Here is a 14,071-nt window from a genome sequence, read left to right on the forward strand (position 1 = left end):
TATGCCAGCCAGCCTGCCGCCGGGCCTGCCGATCGTCCCCTCCGGTCCGGACGGAGCCGCCCCGCATGAACCCGCCACGGACGGGCGCTCCGGATTCGCCATGTCTCCGGACGAGTTCGAGACGGCCGTCCAGGACGCGTTGGACAGCATTCCTGACCGCCTGGCCCGCGCCATGGACAACGTGGCCGTCTTCATCGAGGACGACTATGTCCCTGGCCCCGGGGAAGATCCGGAGGCGGTGCTGCTGGGACTCTACGAAGGGGTACCGCTGACTGAACGCGACTCGTGGTGGGACGCCGGCTCCCTGCCGGACCGCATCACCATCTTCCGCGAACCCATCCTGGAGATCTGCGACTCCCGGGAGGACGTGATCCACGAAGTGGCCGTGACCGTTGTGCACGAGATCGCCCACCACTTCGGCATTTCCGATGCCCGGCTGCACGAGCTGGGCTGGGGCTGAGCCAGCTCCGGCCCGCGCTTGACCGCACGACACGCTGCCTCCACCAACGCCGTAAATGACATTCTTGTGGTTTATGTTATTGATGTGACTGCTGTTGCCAATGTGCAGCCAGTCACGTAACCTCGGACTGCTGGCGAGCAGCTGAGGGGTACCGTCGTGCCGCATCCAGAACCTCACTCCCAGCCATATTGTTGCGAGGTCTCTGCACATGGTTTTATCCGGATCCGGCCGCAAAACGGCCGTGCTGTGCGCCGCCGTCGTACTTTTTGCCTCCGTCGCAACACCCGCAGCTGCTGTACCGGCACCTTCCGCGCCCCTGTCCGTTCCGGCGTCGCCGGACATCCCGTCGCCGGAGGACATTGCCGCGGCTAAAGCCAGCGAGACTGCGACGGCGGACCAGGTCACCGCGATCGAGCGCATCCTCGCGGACGCATCCACGGCCCAGCAGGCAGCCTTCGCGGTGGCGATGCAGGCAAACAACTCCTACAGCGAGGCGCTGGTGGAGCTGCAGCAACGGACCCAAGCCGCGTCCGCAGCCTCCGCCCGTGCCTCGTCCGCGAAGGAACAGCTGGACAAAACCCGGAAACAGGTGGGGCAACTCGCCGGCGACCTCTACCGCAACGGCGGCCTGAACCCGACGCTCGGAACCCTGGCCGGCGGCGGGGACAGCCTGCAGCAGGCCGCCACGCTCGAAGCCCTGTCCGCCAGCCGGAGCCGCGCTTTTGAAGCTGCCGACGCCGCGGCCACCGCGTACCGCTCCCTGACGGCATCCGCAGACGATGCCACCAAGGCCGCTGACGATGCTGCGAAAACCGCCGAACAGCGGAAGTCCCAGGCCGAAGAGGCCAACGCCGCGCAGGCCAAAGCCGTGGCCGACGCGAAGGCGCAGCGGACCATCCTGGTGGACCAACTGGCGCAGCTCCGCAACACCACCGTGGCGCTGGAATCGGCCCGGGTGGATGCTCTGGACCGGCAGCGTGAAGAAGCCCGGCTTGCGGCATTGTCTGCCGCTGCCGACAAGGCAGCGCAGGACAAAGCGGCACAGGATAAGGCGGCGCAGGACCAGGCCGCCGCGCAGAACACCCCGGCCCGGGACACGACGGCCCAAGACGCAGCGCCCGCTCCCGCCGCTCCGGCACCGGCTGCCCCGGCTCCGGTGGCCGCCCAGCCGCCCGCCGCTCCGGTACCGGCCGCACCCGCTCCCGCGGCCCCCGCCCCCGCTGCTCCTGCCCCGGCCCCTGTTCCGGCCGACCCCGCACCGGCCCCCGCGCCCGCCCCCGCCCCGACGCCCCCGTCAACCGGCGCAGGCACCTACGAGACAGCGATTTCCGTTGCCTTGGGGAAGGTCGGCGCGCCGTACTACTACCAGTGGGGTGGTACCGGGGTGTATGGCTTTGATTGCTCGGGGCTGGTGCAGAATGCCTTCGCCGCCGCCGGGAAGTACCTCCCGCGGACCGCGTCCCAGCAGTACGCTGCCGCCCCTGTCCACGTTCCGATCTCGCAGGCGCGCCGCGGCGATCTCCTGGTGTGGGGTTCGGCTCCGAACTTCTACCACGTGGCCATCTACCTCGGAAACGGCCAAGTGGTGCAGGCGCTCAATCCGCAGGAAGGCATCACCGTGTCCAGCATCAGCTCCATGGTGGGGATGGACCTCTACCCCTACGCTGCCCGCTACTGAGCCGCATTGCGGGGCCCCCAGTCAGCTCAGGATGTCCTTGGTGACGAAACGGCCGTACGCCAGCGCCCCGAACACAGCCACGTAGCCCGCCTGGAGCAGTCCGTTGCTGGCAAACGAGTCCCACAGCACCGGCTGGCGCAACATGTCGCCGAAGCCAAGCCAGTAGTGACTGAACAGCCACGGGTGCAGCCATTCCAGCTGCGGAAGCTGGTCCAGGACTTCGGAAACAACCGAGACCACCACGGTGGCTGCCATCGCGCCGACAGGGACCACGGTCATGGTGGACAGGAAAAGCCCGATCGCTGAGAGGCCGGCCAGGGACACGGCGATGTAGGCGGCAATCAGCACTATCCGCACGGCAGCTTCAGCGGGCTGGACCACCCCGCCGGAGAGCAGCGTCACGGGCCCCACCGGGAAGAGCGCCGCTCCAATGGCCGCCCCCGTCAGGCCGATGGTCAGCGGCGCCACGATGCAGAAGGCCAGTGCACCCACGTACTTGACCAGGAGCAGCCGCACCCTGCCTGCCGGGGCAACCAGCAGGTAGCGGAGGGTTCCCAGGCTCGCTTCCCCGGCGATCGTGTCGCCGGCCACCACGCCCACCGTGAGCGGCATGAACAGCGGGACGGACACCAGCATGGCGGTGAAAGCCACAAACAGGCCGTTCTGCGTGATCCGGTCAAGGAAGGCAGGACCGCGCCCGGGCGGGACGGCGGACGAGACCTTGACCGCGACGGCGATGAGCACCGGAATGGCGGCCAGGGCCAACAGCAGCGCCCACGTCCGGCGCCGGCTGAACAGGACTTTGAGTTCCGAGGCCAGCAGCGATATGCCTGAACCGGACATCCTGGCGCTGGACTGCATGGAAGTGTGCTCCGGGGCTGCGGGCGTGGCAGTCCCCGCCTGTGGGATATCAGCAGGCATGCTACTGGGCAACGTCGAATCCTTCCCCGGTAAGGGCCACAAAGCGGTCTTCGAGGCTTTCACGCTCGACGGCGAAGCCCCGGACACGCACACCGGCCTGGACCAGGTGCGCCACCACTTCTTCCGGAAGCGGCGCGGATTGCTGCGCCGGGACGCCCAGGGCCGCCACGATGGTTTCGCCGTCCGGCGACGCCTTACCGGGCTCAGGGTATGGGTGGCCCGTTTGTGCAGATTCCGCACCCACGGTCCCAGGTTGTCCGGGGCCGGGTACGGGTGCCGCTTGCCCGGGACCCTCCTGTCCAAGTTCCCTTTTCCCGGACCCCGCTGGTCCAGGTTCAGGTGCCAGCCCCAGCCGGGCAAGGACTTGCCGTGCCGCATCGCCGTCCGGGGTGACCAGCCGGAGCCGGGTGCTGCCGGCCTGCCGGAGCTCGGACAGGGGGCCTTGCGCCACGAGTTTGCCGGCGCTCATCACGGCGGCGTGCGTGCACATCTGGTCCACCTCGGCCAGCAGGTGGCTGGAGACGAAAACAGTGGTGCCCTCGTGGGCCAGGGACCGGACCAGATTGCGCACCTCACGGGTTCCTTGCGGATCCAGCCCGTTGGTGGGCTCGTCGAGCACCAACAGGTCCCGGGGCGAGAGCAAGGCGTTGGCTATGCCCAGCCGCTGCTTCATCCCCAACGAGTACGCGTGGACGCGCTTCCCGGCCGCATGCTCCAGGCCCACCCGTTCCAAGGCACGTTCCACCCTGGCCTTGCGGGTGGCCGGAATGGTGTGCCGCCCGGCGGCATCGAGCCGGTGGAGGTTGGCGGCCCCGGAGAGGAACGGGTAGAACGCCGGCCCTTCCACCAGGGCGCCGACCCGCGGCAACACGTCGTGGAACTCATCGGGCATCTGCCGGCCGAGCAGGTTCACCGTTCCGGCGGACGCGGCAGCCAGCCCCAGCAGCATGCGGATGGTGGTGGTTTTGCCGGACCCGTTGGGCCCCAGGAAACCGAACACCGCACCGTGCGGGACGGCAAGGTCCACAGCGTCGACGGCAGTCTGGTGGCCGAACCGCTTGCTCAGGCCATGGGTCTCGATCGCCAGCCCGTCAGTCACCGGACCAGCGCCCGCCCGGCCGGCACTCACCGAGCTGCTGCCGCTGCGGCCTGCAGCCTCTCCGGCGGCACCATGCCTGCGAAGATCCGGCCGTCGTCGGTGATCAGCACGTTCAGCAGGGCGGTGGAGAGCAGCCGGCCGCCCGGCACGGCGACTGCGGCCTGGGACAGCAGCGGATCGCTCAGCAGTGATTGGGCGGCTGGGCCGGATGCGCCGGGTGCCGTGCCCACCACGGTTTCCCAGCCGGTGCCGGCCACGGAGACGTGTGCCTTGGCCTCGAGCTGCGGCAGCAACTGGTCCGGGCTGGTCATCGGCCCGGGATGGGGAGCATCTGCTGGTTCATGGGTCTTGGCTGGAACCGGCACGTCCTTTACCGTGCTGCCGGGCGGTGGCGTGAAGCTGAACAGGGACTGGTCCGGTGCGTCCAGGGAGAGCGCGGTGAAGCCGGAACGGAACGCGGGCTTGTCCGCTCCGCGGGCGGTCACCTGGACGGACAGTGGCATGCCGGTTTGGCCGTCCACGGCGATGGCCACTTTGCCCACCAGCGTGGCATCCGTGCGGGGCTCAATTACCAGGTTGTAGGCGCTGCGCCCGGCCACGACGACATCCGGCCCCACGGTGACGGCTGTGGTGGGATCGACTTTAGACAGGAACTGCTGCGCCAGGTCGCCCGGCGCGGGAAGGCCGGGTGCGCCCTGCGCGTCCTTCGAGGGCGACGGATCCTGGGTTTTTGCCGGCAGCGTCAGGTGCTCTGCGGTGTTGTCCTTCGATGAGTAGAACCAGACGTCATTGCCGTGCCGGACCACGTCCCGCTCGGCCAACTGGTCCACTACCTGCACGCGGGCGTTGTCCTTGCCGTCGACGTAGATGCGTGCCGTGTGCCGGCCGGACAAGAGCTCAATCACGGAAGCGGCGCTCCCGGCTGATGCAGGGGCGGAGGTCTTCCCGGCGGCCGGAAGCTCCGGGAGGCCCAGTTCGGCAACCTGCTCCAGGGTTCCTGAGAAGGTGTGGACCTGATGGGTGCCCACCAGTTCCAGGACTTGTGCAGGGGTTTTCGCGGGAAGCGGGTCTCCGGCGCTGGCCGGCAGGGACCCGGTGAGGGCGCCCACCGCGATCACCACCGGGGCCGCGGCGGCAGGCATCCACCGAAGCCATGTCCGGCGGCTCAATCTGCTGCGCTGCTGCAACTCTCCACTGGAATCCAGCGTGTTGGAACCCATAGATCAAGGTTACGCCCGCGCGGCCGGGTCCGTGCCGGTATGGGTCCCTAAACCTGCGGCCGGGGCCTGGCGTTCCGGCACTACGGTTCCGGCACCGCCGTCGACCGCTACCCTCTGGCCGGTGGTTATCAGCCTGGTGGCGTCCGCCACCCCGACCACCGCGGGAATGCCGTATTCCCGGGCCACGACGGCACCGTGGGAGTTGGCGCCGCCCATCTCCATCACCAGCCCGCCCGCAGTGAGGAACAACGGCGTCCACCCGGGGTCCGTGGACGGAGCAACCAGGATTTCGCCCGGCTCAAGATGGGCACCGACGGGGTCCAGGACCACCCGTGCCGCCGCCGTCACCATCCCTGCCGACGCGGGACTTCCTGCCAGCGTTCCGTCCGCAATCCCGACGGCGGTGCGCACGGCTTCGGGCTCGGTGCCGTCGGAGAGGAGTACCCGGGGAATATGGTGGCGGCCGAGCTCCCTGCGGTAGTCGGGCTGCCGGGCCGCCACCAGCGCCCGGAAGTCCGGGAGCGTTGCTCCGCGATCCCCTGTCTCACCGGCAAGTGCCTGACGCGCCTCGGCGAAGTCCAGGAAGAAGACATCATCCGGGCACTCGAGGGCCCCGGCCTCCGCCAGCTCGGCGCCTACTCGACGCAGTTGCCGGCGGACCTCTCCAAGGCCAACCACAAGTTGGTACTTGGGCAGTTCACGCAGGCCGGCGAAGAGCCGTGCCCTGCGCAGGGCGGCCCGCACCAGCATTCCCCTGATTCTGCCGCGCCCGGCTGCGCGGGCAACGAGCCGGTCCACCCGCGCTTCAGCGTCCTCGGCTGCCTTGCTGAACAGCAGGTCCGGCGCGAGGGCAGGATTCTCCAGCCGGAGGTAGTTGGCCAGGATGCCCAGGATGTGCGCGGGCTCTTCCGACCAGCGTGGCAGCCCGACATCGATTTCAGCCACTGCCCGGTGTCCGTACCGGTCAAGGAACCTTCCCAGTCCGGCGTCCAGGCGTGCGGGCAGCCTGCCGGCCTTGAAATCTTCCGCCAGGGCGGCTGGATCCGACGCCATCAGGGCGGCGCACGACTCGCCATCATCCTTGATGGCCGTTGCGAGGCGCCACAGTTCAAGGTCCATCTCCGTGGTGACATTGTTGGCCAGGCCCCGGATAACAGGTTGCAGTTCATCCCACGCGTCACCGCCAAGGAGTTTTCCCGCGATGCCCAGCATGGCGAAACCCACCAGGGGAACGGGAAGTATGGCCGGAACAATCGAAAACAGGCGGGAACCGAGGAGGGCCTCGATGTGGTCCAGCCGGGCCAGGGTTCCGGCGCCGTCGCCGGGGGCCATCGATGCTTCGAAGTCCCGGGTAAAACGGTCCAGCCTGCGGAGGGCTGCCTCGGGCCGGAGCAGTGACCGGAGTATGGCTTGGGGAACCTTGGCACGCACTGCTGCCGGGCCTGCGTGGCGGAGGAGCCCGAAGGGCGTCCTGCTGGTCACCGCAAAGGCAGGGTCGTCGAACAATTGACGCATGACCGCCGCGGACCGGGCTTCCATGACGTCAAAGACCCGGGGAACGATGCGGCGGCCCACAGCACTGCGGAGGGGGGTGGTGAAGTCGATGTACATCCGCTGCCCGGCCTCGGCGTACGGGGACGGCCCCCGCCGGGGTTCGGGAACCGGGAACCGTGCGGCCGTGGCCACAGACGAGGCGACAAGGCGCAACGCGGCGAGCCCCATGGGGGTGAGTGGCCGGGTAAGCCCCTGTGCCAGGCTGAAGCAGAGGTACGCCCGGGTACCGCCGGCATCGTGCCCGCGCTGCCGGACGCCGTCGGCCGCCCCGTTGCTTTCCGGGACCGGGTACAGGGTGGTGATGGGCCGGGATTGCGTCAGCCACAGGGTGCCGGCGTTGTCGATGGCCCACTCGGTGTCCTGCGGAGCGCCGAAATGCTCTTCGGCCTGCAGGCCGAGCCTCGCCAGGGCCGCCAGCTGCCGTTCCGTCAGGCAGGAAGTTCCGGTGCCGCCCGGCGACTGCCGGGTCGCCGTGCCGCCGCCGGGAAGGGGCCTGATTTCAACGCCCCTTCCCACCAAGCCGCTGTTCCACCACTTTGCCTGTCACGCCGTCCACCACGAAGTGGTCCGGGTTGACGGCGCCGGAGACGACGGCTTCGCCGAGGCCCGGCGCGGCGTCGATGACGATCTGCCGGCGCCGCCCGGTGAGTGGGTTTGCCGTGAACATGACCCCTGCCGTGTCTGCGTCCACCATCCGCTGGACCACCACGGCCAGGGCCACTCCGGCCGGGTCGATACCAAGGCTTGCCCGGTAGGCAGTTGCGCGGTCAGTCCAGAGCGAGGCCCAACAATTGCGGACAGCCTCAAGGACGGCTTCCGCTCCGACGACATTGAGGTAGGTGTCCTGCTGGCCGGCGAAACTCGCAAACGGCAGGTCTTCGGCGGTGGCGGAGGACCGTACCGCCACCGGTACGCTCGGCCCCATGGCAGCGTAGGCCTGCTTAACAGCCTCGGATACTGCTGCCGGGAGCGGCGCCGCCAGGATTGCGGCGCGCGCGGTTCCGGCCAGCCCGTCCAGGAGGTCCGGCTCCTTGAAGGCTGGACTGTGGCCCGTGGCCCGTGCTGCTGCCTGCAGGGCTGCGTAAACCTCCGCGAGGGCGGGAAGGACGGGATCGGGGGCACCGACCACCTGCCAGTATGCATCGGTGGTCAGGCAGAAACCTTCCGGGACGGGCAGCCCGGCGGACAGCAACTCGCCGAGGTTCGCGGCCTTGCCGCCCACGAGGGCCAGCATTCCGGCGTCGAGCGCGGCCAGCCCCAGGACCGGCCCGGCATCCCCGCGGGTGCCCGGCGACGGTACCCCGTGCTGCTCCATGGTGTGGCTGCCTTGCCGGCGGATCTGTTGTGCCTAGGCGGCGTCGCCCAGGATGGGCCCGAACCGTGCGCGGTCGGCCAAGCGGGAGTCTTCCCTGTCCGGGACCACCATGACCGGCCCCTTGGCGTGATGGAGCACGCCGTCCGATGTTGAGCCGAGGAGCATGCCGGTGAAGCCGCCGCGGCCGCGGGTGCCCACCACCACCAGCTCCACGTGCCTGCTCTCCTCCACGAGCACATCGACGGGCGAACCGTCCTTCAGCTCGTAGTCGGCCTGCAAGCGGGGATAATGGCTGCGGAGCCAGGCCATGCCGGCGTCCAAAGTGACCCGGATGTCCTCAAACAGGGCCTTCCGGTCCATCGGCGCGGGAACCCAGGCCAAGGATCCGCTGTACTGAGGGACGGCACAGACCACGCGCAGCGCGGCGCCGAGGCGTTCGGCCTGGTCAGCCGCTTCAAGGACAGCGACCCGGGCCTGCTCCGAGCCGTCGACGCCCACCACCACGACGTTCTCCACCTGCCGGTGCCCGGACTTGGCCTGCTCTGCCTTGATGCGCCGGTCCTCGGTGGTCTCGCCGAGGCGATCAGAACAGAACAGGGGCACCGTAACCGTGGGGCATTTCGCGTGCGCAGGCAGGGCACTGCTGACCGAACCCAGGAGCCGGCCCACGAAGCCGCCACGGCCGCGGGTGCCCACCACCAGGAGCTCGGCGGTTTCGGAGATCTCCAGCAGCACTCCGGCGGCGTCACCGTTCTCCACCGAGGAGCTGACCTCGACGTCGTACATGGAAACCTTCTCGAGGGCCTGTTTGGCGATGGCCTCGGCCCCCTCGCGGATGACTGAGTCATCCACGGTGGCGTAGCCGCCGTCCAGGCCGGACGCGGCGAAGATCGGCACCGCATAGGCGGTCACGATGTGGAGGGGACGACGGCGGCGCTGGGCCTCCCGCGCGGCCCACACCAGGGCGCACTGGCCGTGCTCAGAGCCATCGACGCCTACCACGATGCCTTCGGGAGCGGCCGGAGAACCACCACCGTCCGGGGCCGGGTCCGGATGCAACTCTTGTGAGCCCATGGGGGCCGCCTCCTCGCGATACTGCCTGATGTTGCGGCTATTCTGCCAGAAAACGGCCCGGGTCCCGTGCACCCCGTCCCGCTGCCGCAACGGCGGGAAAAAGGCCGCCTCCGTTTCCCACTATTCTCCGTCCCATGCGGCTTAGCAAGCCTGTTCAGGGGCGGGAACGAGGGTTATCCACAGGCTCTTGGGCCGGTCGCGGAAAGCGCCTTCATTACGGCAGGAATGTTTTGTCCAATGGGCTATTCACGGCCGCAATTGTTCTGTAGTCTTCAGGACATTGTTGGTCCGGGACACCAGCTGCAACTTCCTGTCAGGGATGGCCCGGCCATGCGCTGCGACCGTACTTGGGGGTACCGGGACGCGAGCCGGCGAGGTCGCCGGCAACCTGCCGAAGCTTCGAAGGAGGGAAACTGCAGTGTCAAGCATGCCTGGGAGTGCGGGGACCGAACAGACCACCACTGTGATCATTGGCACCGGCCTGTCCGGGCTGGCCGTGGCCGCTGAACTGCGGCGCCATGGCGTGGACTCCATCGTGGTGGACGGCCTGGACATCCTGGGCGCGGCGCAGCCGGCGAACACGTCGTCGCTGCAGCGCTGCGACGCCGCTGACAGCGACACCCTCCGGGAACGGAACGAGATCCTGCGCCACCTGCGCAACTACGCCGCAAGCCACAGCGTTGACGTACGGAACACCACCCGGGCAGTGCAGCTGACCATGGTTGAAGGACCGGGGGAAACTGCCGCGCCGCAATGGCAGGTCCACACGCCTACAGGCATCCTGGTGGCTGACCACATTGTCCTGACGCGGTGCGCCCACAGCCAACTGCGGCGCATGCTCAGCGACTTTGGCATTGCCGTGGGCAAGAACGTGGCAGCGGCCATGCGCGCCATCGGCATCTACCTGGTAGGCGTGGGCGAGCTGATCACGCCATCACCGAAGGAAGTGCTGCGCCAGGCCAAGACCGTGGGCCAGGCGATCTCCGCCAAGGTCAATATAGACAACGTCCACGGATCCGGCGGCGCCTTCCCGGCAACGGGCAGCTTTGCGGTGCTGACCTGCTGACGGCCGCCCGCGTGCCCGCCGGCCTGGTTCCGCCTGGTACTCCGGGTGTGCGCTACTGCCGGGCTTCGTCGGCCAGGTCCCCGCCATCTGGCGCGTCCCCGCCCTCAGGTACGTCGCCGTCGTCCGGCATGTCGCCGTCGCCGGAAAGCCGGCGCCGGGCCAGGACGCCCAGGGTGACGAGCAATCCAACGGCCACAGCCGCAAACAGCACAATGCTCCATTGGAAGGGCTCGCCCGCAGCGGCAGGCGCGGAGGGCTCCTCCGTGACTCCCGGCTTGGCGGTGCCTATGGCCGGGACAGCACCGGCCGTCGTCGGACTTCCCGACGCCGCCGTTCCGGACGGGGCAGATCCCGACGCCGCGGTGAACGTGAAAGTCCCCTCAATCGGGTGTGAATCGGAGCTGACGACGCGCCACGCCACCGTGTACGCCCCTGCCGGGCCGCCGGAACGCAGCTTTTGGGTGGCCACGTTGTCAACGATCCGGACGGAACCGTCAGCCCATTCCGTGCCGGACGCGTCCTTGACGGAGAACGAGGAACCAATGCCCAGCGGCGGATTGCTGAAGGTCACCGAAACTTCACCCGGCGGGGCCGCCAGCGAAGCTCCCTGTGCCGGGCTGGTGGATTCCGCAGCATCGTGCGCGGAGGCCGGCGCTGCCAGGCCCAGGGTGGCGGCTGCAAGGATGAACAAACCGAGCATCACGCTCAGCAACTGCCGGCGGACTGGGCGCATGGTGGGCTGCTCCTCGTGTTGGCTTCCTTACAGACTAGGCGAATTTGGCCGACCCTACCGTGCAGCGCCCTTAGGATGCAGGTATCCCCACACATTCCCCCGGAGGACTAATGCTTAAGCAAGGCTCTGCCCTGGACCGGTATTTCAAGGTCACGGAGCGCGGCTCCAACCTTTCCCGCGAGATCCGCGGCGGGTTCGCCACCTTCTTCGCCATGAGCTACATCGTGGTGCTGAACCCCCTGATCCTGTCCGGCCCCGACTCCACCGGGGCAACGCTCGGTTTCACCGCCGTGGCCGCGGTAACTGCGCTCGTAGCCGGAGTCCTGACCATCCTCATGGGTGCGTGGGGGCGGCATCCCTTCGCTCTGGCCACCGGCCTGGGCGTCAACGCCTTCGTGGCCGTGACAGTTGCCAGGAACCCGGGCCTCACCTGGCCGGACATGATGGGCCTGGTGGTCCTCTCCGGCATCACCATGCTGATCCTGGTCCTCACCGGTTTCCGCACCGCCGTCTTCAAGGCCGTCCCCGACGGGCTCAAGACAGCGATCGTGGTGGGCATCGGCCTGTTCATCGCCTTGATCGGCCTGGTCAATGCCGGGTTCGTACGGCGCATCCCGGACGTGGCAGGAACCACCGTGCCTGTGGGCCTGGGCTTCGACGGCAAGCTGCTGGGCTGGCCAACGGCCGTGTTCGTCTTCGGCCTGGTCCTGACCATCGCCTTGGTGGTGCGCAAGATCAAGGGCGCCATCCTGATCGGCATCATCACCTCCACGGTGCTGTCCGTCATCCTTGAAATGACCCTCCACATCGGCCCCAGCTTCGACGGCAAGACCTCCAACCCGCAGGGCTGGTCCCTGGTGGCCCCCACGTTCACCGGCTGGTCCGCCCCGGACCTTTCCCTGATCGGCAAGGCCAACCCGTTCGGGGCGTTCTCCGATCTCGGCTTCGTGGCCGCCACCCTGCTGGCCTTCGTTATCTTGCTCAGCATCTTCTTCGACGCCATGGGCACCATGGTGGGCCTGGCCAACGAAGCCGGCACGGTTGACGAAAACGGCAACATTCCCGACGTCGACCGCGTGCTCCAGGTGGACGCCCTCGGTGCGATCATCGGCGGCGGCGCGTCCGTCTCCTCCAACCAGATCTACGTCGAAGCCGGCGCCGGCATTGGCGAAGGCGCCCGGACCGGCGTCGCCTCCATCGTCACCGGCCTGCTGTTCCTGGTGGCCATGTTCTTCACCCCGCTGATCAACCTGGTCCCGTTCGAGGCCGTGGCTCCGGCGCTGGTGGTGGTGGGCTTCATGATGGTGTCCCAGGTGGGCAAGATCGACTGGCAGGACTGGGGCATTGCCATTCCGGCGTTCCTGACCTTCACCCTCATGCCGTTCACCTACTCCATCGCCAACGGCCTGGGCGCCGGCTTCATCGCCTATGTCCTGATCCGCACGGTCCAGGGCAGGGTCAAGGACATCCACCCGCTGATGTGGGCTGTGGCCGCGGCGTTCCTGCTGTTCTTCGCCATCGGCCCGATCGAGGCCGCCCTCGGCATGTAGCCACTGCAATGTACGGAGGGCTGGTGCGGCGTCTGCCGTGCCGGCCCTCTGTCTATACCGGCGCCTATGCCGGCTGACTATACCGGCGTGTTTGGCGCGAGTCCCTCGTCCCCGGAAACCGCCAGCGCCCGCTTCTCGCGAAGCCGGTCCAGCCGGTTCATCAGCGGCGAGGTGGTGGCCCCGTGGATCACGATGGACAACGCCACCACCAACCCCACAAACGACCACAGCCAGTGCGCCTGGTCAGCGAAATGGCCCTCCCCCAGCGCGAAGGCCAGGTAGTACAGCGACCCGATGCCGCGGATGCCGAAGAATGACAGCGCCACGCGTTCGCGCGGCCCGGTCTTGCCGCCCAGCAGCCCCAGCCAGCCCGCCAGGGGCCTTACCACCAGCAGGAACGCCAAGGCCACCAGCACCTCCGCCGGGCCGATTCCGGCGAGGAGTCCGCGCGCGATGGCACCCCCGAGCAGGACCAGGATCACCACCGTCAGGAGCCGTTCGAGCTGCTCCACGTAGGAGTGCAGCACCCGGTGGTAGCCGTGGCTCCGCTCAGCTGCTCGGATGGTCACGGCACACACGAACACCGCGATGAACCCGTAGCCTTCCGCCAGCTGCGTCAGCCCGTACGCCAGGAACGTGGCCGCCAGGGCCACGAAGCCCTCCGAGTGGTTGGAAAGCCGCAGGCTGTCCCGGCGGGCAGAGAAGAAAAGCATCGCCAGCAGTTTTCCGGTCAGGAAGCCCACCAGCAGTCCCAGGGCCAGCCGCCACAGCACGTCCACCCCGAACCATTCGGGAAACCAGGCCGACGGCGAGGCCCCGGCCACGCTGATGGCGATGGCAAGGTAGACGAACGGGAAAGCCAACCCGTCGTTGAGGCCGGCCTCCGAGGTGAGGCCGAAGCGCACCTCATCTTCCTTTTCGACGCCGTCCTCCTCGTCCGCCGGTTCGCCCACCTGCACCTCGGAGGCCAGGACCGGGTCCGTCGGGGCCAGGCTGGCAGCCACCAGCAGCGCCGCACCGAGCCCGAGGCCCAGGAACCACATGCCCAGCAGCGTCAGGCCAACGATGCACAGGGGCATGGCTATACCCAGCAGCCGCCAAGTGGTGGACCAGCGCTTGCGCCCCACCGGCCGGTCCAGGGCCAGCCCGGCGCCCATCAGCGAAATGATGACGCAGATTTCCGCCAGGTGCATCACGAAGCCGCGGTGCTCCACCGGGTTGGGATCCGGGAGCGATGGAATCAACGCAAAAGCGCCCATGCCGGCACCTAGGAAGACCATGGGCATGGACAGGGGCATGTTGCGCAGCAGCTTCGGAAGGACCGCGGCGACGAAGACGGCAGCGCCGGCGGCGGCAAAGATGATGTTAGCGGCGTCGAACATGGGCGGCCTCCAGCCTGGG

General features: G+C 68.4%; 10 protein-coding genes and 1 pseudogene. 4 read left to right on the top strand and 7 right to left on the bottom strand.

The window, feature by feature from the left end; all coding sequences use genetic code 11:
* The first annotated feature begins 1 nt into the window (after position 1).
* Positions 2-460: a metallopeptidase family protein gene (locus tag QF050_RS01165; protein ID WP_308928773.1), complete on the top strand. Its 459-nt coding sequence runs from the start codon at positions 2-4 to the stop codon at positions 458-460.
* 208 nt (positions 461-668) lie between these two features.
* Positions 669-2,138 (top strand): C40 family peptidase, encoded by a 1,470-nt coding sequence (locus tag QF050_RS01170; RefSeq protein ID WP_308928774.1) that lies wholly within the window; start codon positions 669-671, stop codon positions 2,136-2,138.
* Between the two features lie 21 nt (positions 2,139-2,159).
* Here the strand turns inward: QF050_RS01170 and QF050_RS01175 are convergent, their stop codons facing one another.
* The 5 genes and pseudogenes from QF050_RS01175 to QF050_RS01195 all read right to left on the bottom strand — a co-directional run bounded on the left by QF050_RS01175 (position 2,160) and on the right by QF050_RS01195 (position 9,321).
* Positions 2,160-3,059, bottom strand: a complete 900-nt coding sequence (locus QF050_RS01175; RefSeq protein ID WP_308928775.1) for an ABC transporter permease — start codon at positions 3,057-3,059, stop codon at positions 2,160-2,162.
* Position 3,060: 1 nt separating this feature from the next.
* Positions 3,061-4,188: an ATP-binding cassette domain-containing protein gene (locus tag QF050_RS01180; protein WP_374121488.1), complete on the bottom strand. Its 1,128-nt coding sequence runs from the start codon at positions 4,186-4,188 to the stop codon at positions 3,061-3,063.
* Complete coding sequence (locus tag QF050_RS01185; RefSeq protein WP_308932065.1) at positions 4,185-5,300, bottom strand: hypothetical protein; 1,116 nt, start codon at positions 5,298-5,300, stop codon at positions 4,185-4,187. Before QF050_RS01185 ends, QF050_RS01180 begins: the two co-directional genes overlap by 4 nt.
* A gap of 87 nt (positions 5,301-5,387) precedes the next feature.
* Positions 5,388-8,247 (bottom strand): annotated as a pseudogene (locus QF050_RS01190) (PEP/pyruvate-binding domain-containing protein).
* A 33-nt stretch (positions 8,248-8,280) separates the two neighbouring features.
* Positions 8,281-9,321, bottom strand: a complete 1,041-nt coding sequence (locus QF050_RS01195; RefSeq protein WP_308928777.1) for a universal stress protein — start codon at positions 9,319-9,321, stop codon at positions 8,281-8,283.
* A 427-nt stretch (positions 9,322-9,748) separates the two neighbouring features.
* Here QF050_RS01195 and QF050_RS01200 point away from each other — a divergent pair, with 427 nt between their 5' ends.
* Complete coding sequence (locus QF050_RS01200) at positions 9,749-10,387, top strand: NAD(P)-binding protein (RefSeq protein ID WP_308932066.1); 639 nt, start codon at positions 9,749-9,751, stop codon at positions 10,385-10,387.
* Between the two features lie 52 nt (positions 10,388-10,439).
* On the opposite strand, the gene QF050_RS01205 is transcribed toward QF050_RS01200, so the two are convergent.
* Positions 10,440-11,120: a copper resistance protein CopC gene (locus QF050_RS01205; RefSeq protein WP_308928778.1), complete on the bottom strand. Its 681-nt coding sequence runs from the start codon at positions 11,118-11,120 to the stop codon at positions 10,440-10,442.
* Positions 11,121-11,230: 110 nt separating this feature from the next.
* Between QF050_RS01205 and QF050_RS01210 the strand changes: the two genes are divergently transcribed.
* Positions 11,231-12,670 carry an NCS2 family permease gene (locus tag QF050_RS01210; RefSeq protein WP_308928779.1) on the top strand — a complete coding sequence of 480 codons (1,440 nt, stop codon included), beginning with the start codon at positions 11,231-11,233 and terminating at the stop codon, positions 12,668-12,670.
* Between the two features lie 77 nt (positions 12,671-12,747).
* Here QF050_RS01210 and QF050_RS01215 read toward each other — a convergent pair whose 3' ends face one another.
* On the bottom strand, positions 12,748-14,052 hold the full coding sequence (locus tag QF050_RS01215) for a cation:proton antiporter (protein WP_308928780.1): 1,305 nt from the start codon (positions 14,050-14,052) through the stop codon (positions 12,748-12,750).
* Between the last annotated feature and the right edge of the window lie 19 nt (positions 14,053-14,071).

It is taken from the genome of Arthrobacter sp. SLBN-112, assembly GCF_030944625.1.
Classification (GTDB): Bacteria; Actinomycetota; Actinomycetes; order Actinomycetales; family Micrococcaceae; genus Arthrobacter.

Bases quoted from the DNA above. Each gene is read 5' to 3' on its own strand.
- QF050_RS01165 (WP_308928773.1), top strand. From the start codon at position 2: ATGCCAGCCAGCCTGCCGCCGGGCCTGCCGATCGTCCCCTCCGGTCCG.
- QF050_RS01170 (WP_308928774.1), top strand. From the start codon at position 669: ATGGTTTTATCCGGATCCGGCCGCAAAACGGCCGTGCTGTGCGCCGCC.
- QF050_RS01175 (WP_308928775.1), bottom strand. From the start codon at position 3,059: ATGCCTGCTGATATCCCACAGGCGGGGACTGCCACGCCCGCAGCCCCG.
- QF050_RS01185 (WP_308932065.1), bottom strand. From the start codon at position 5,300: ATGCCTGCCGCCGCGGCCCCGGTGGTGATCGCGGTGGGCGCCCTCACC.
- QF050_RS01195 (WP_308928777.1), bottom strand. From the start codon at position 9,321: ATGGGCTCACAAGAGTTGCATCCGGACCCGGCCCCGGACGGTGGTGGT.
- QF050_RS01200 (WP_308932066.1), top strand. From the start codon at position 9,749: ATGCCTGGGAGTGCGGGGACCGAACAGACCACCACTGTGATCATTGGC.
- QF050_RS01205 (WP_308928778.1), bottom strand. From the start codon at position 11,120: ATGCGCCCAGTCCGCCGGCAGTTGCTGAGCGTGATGCTCGGTTTGTTC.
- QF050_RS01210 (WP_308928779.1), top strand. From the start codon at position 11,231: ATGCTTAAGCAAGGCTCTGCCCTGGACCGGTATTTCAAGGTCACGGAG.
- QF050_RS01215 (WP_308928780.1), bottom strand. From the start codon at position 14,052: ATGTTCGACGCCGCTAACATCATCTTTGCCGCCGCCGGCGCTGCCGTC.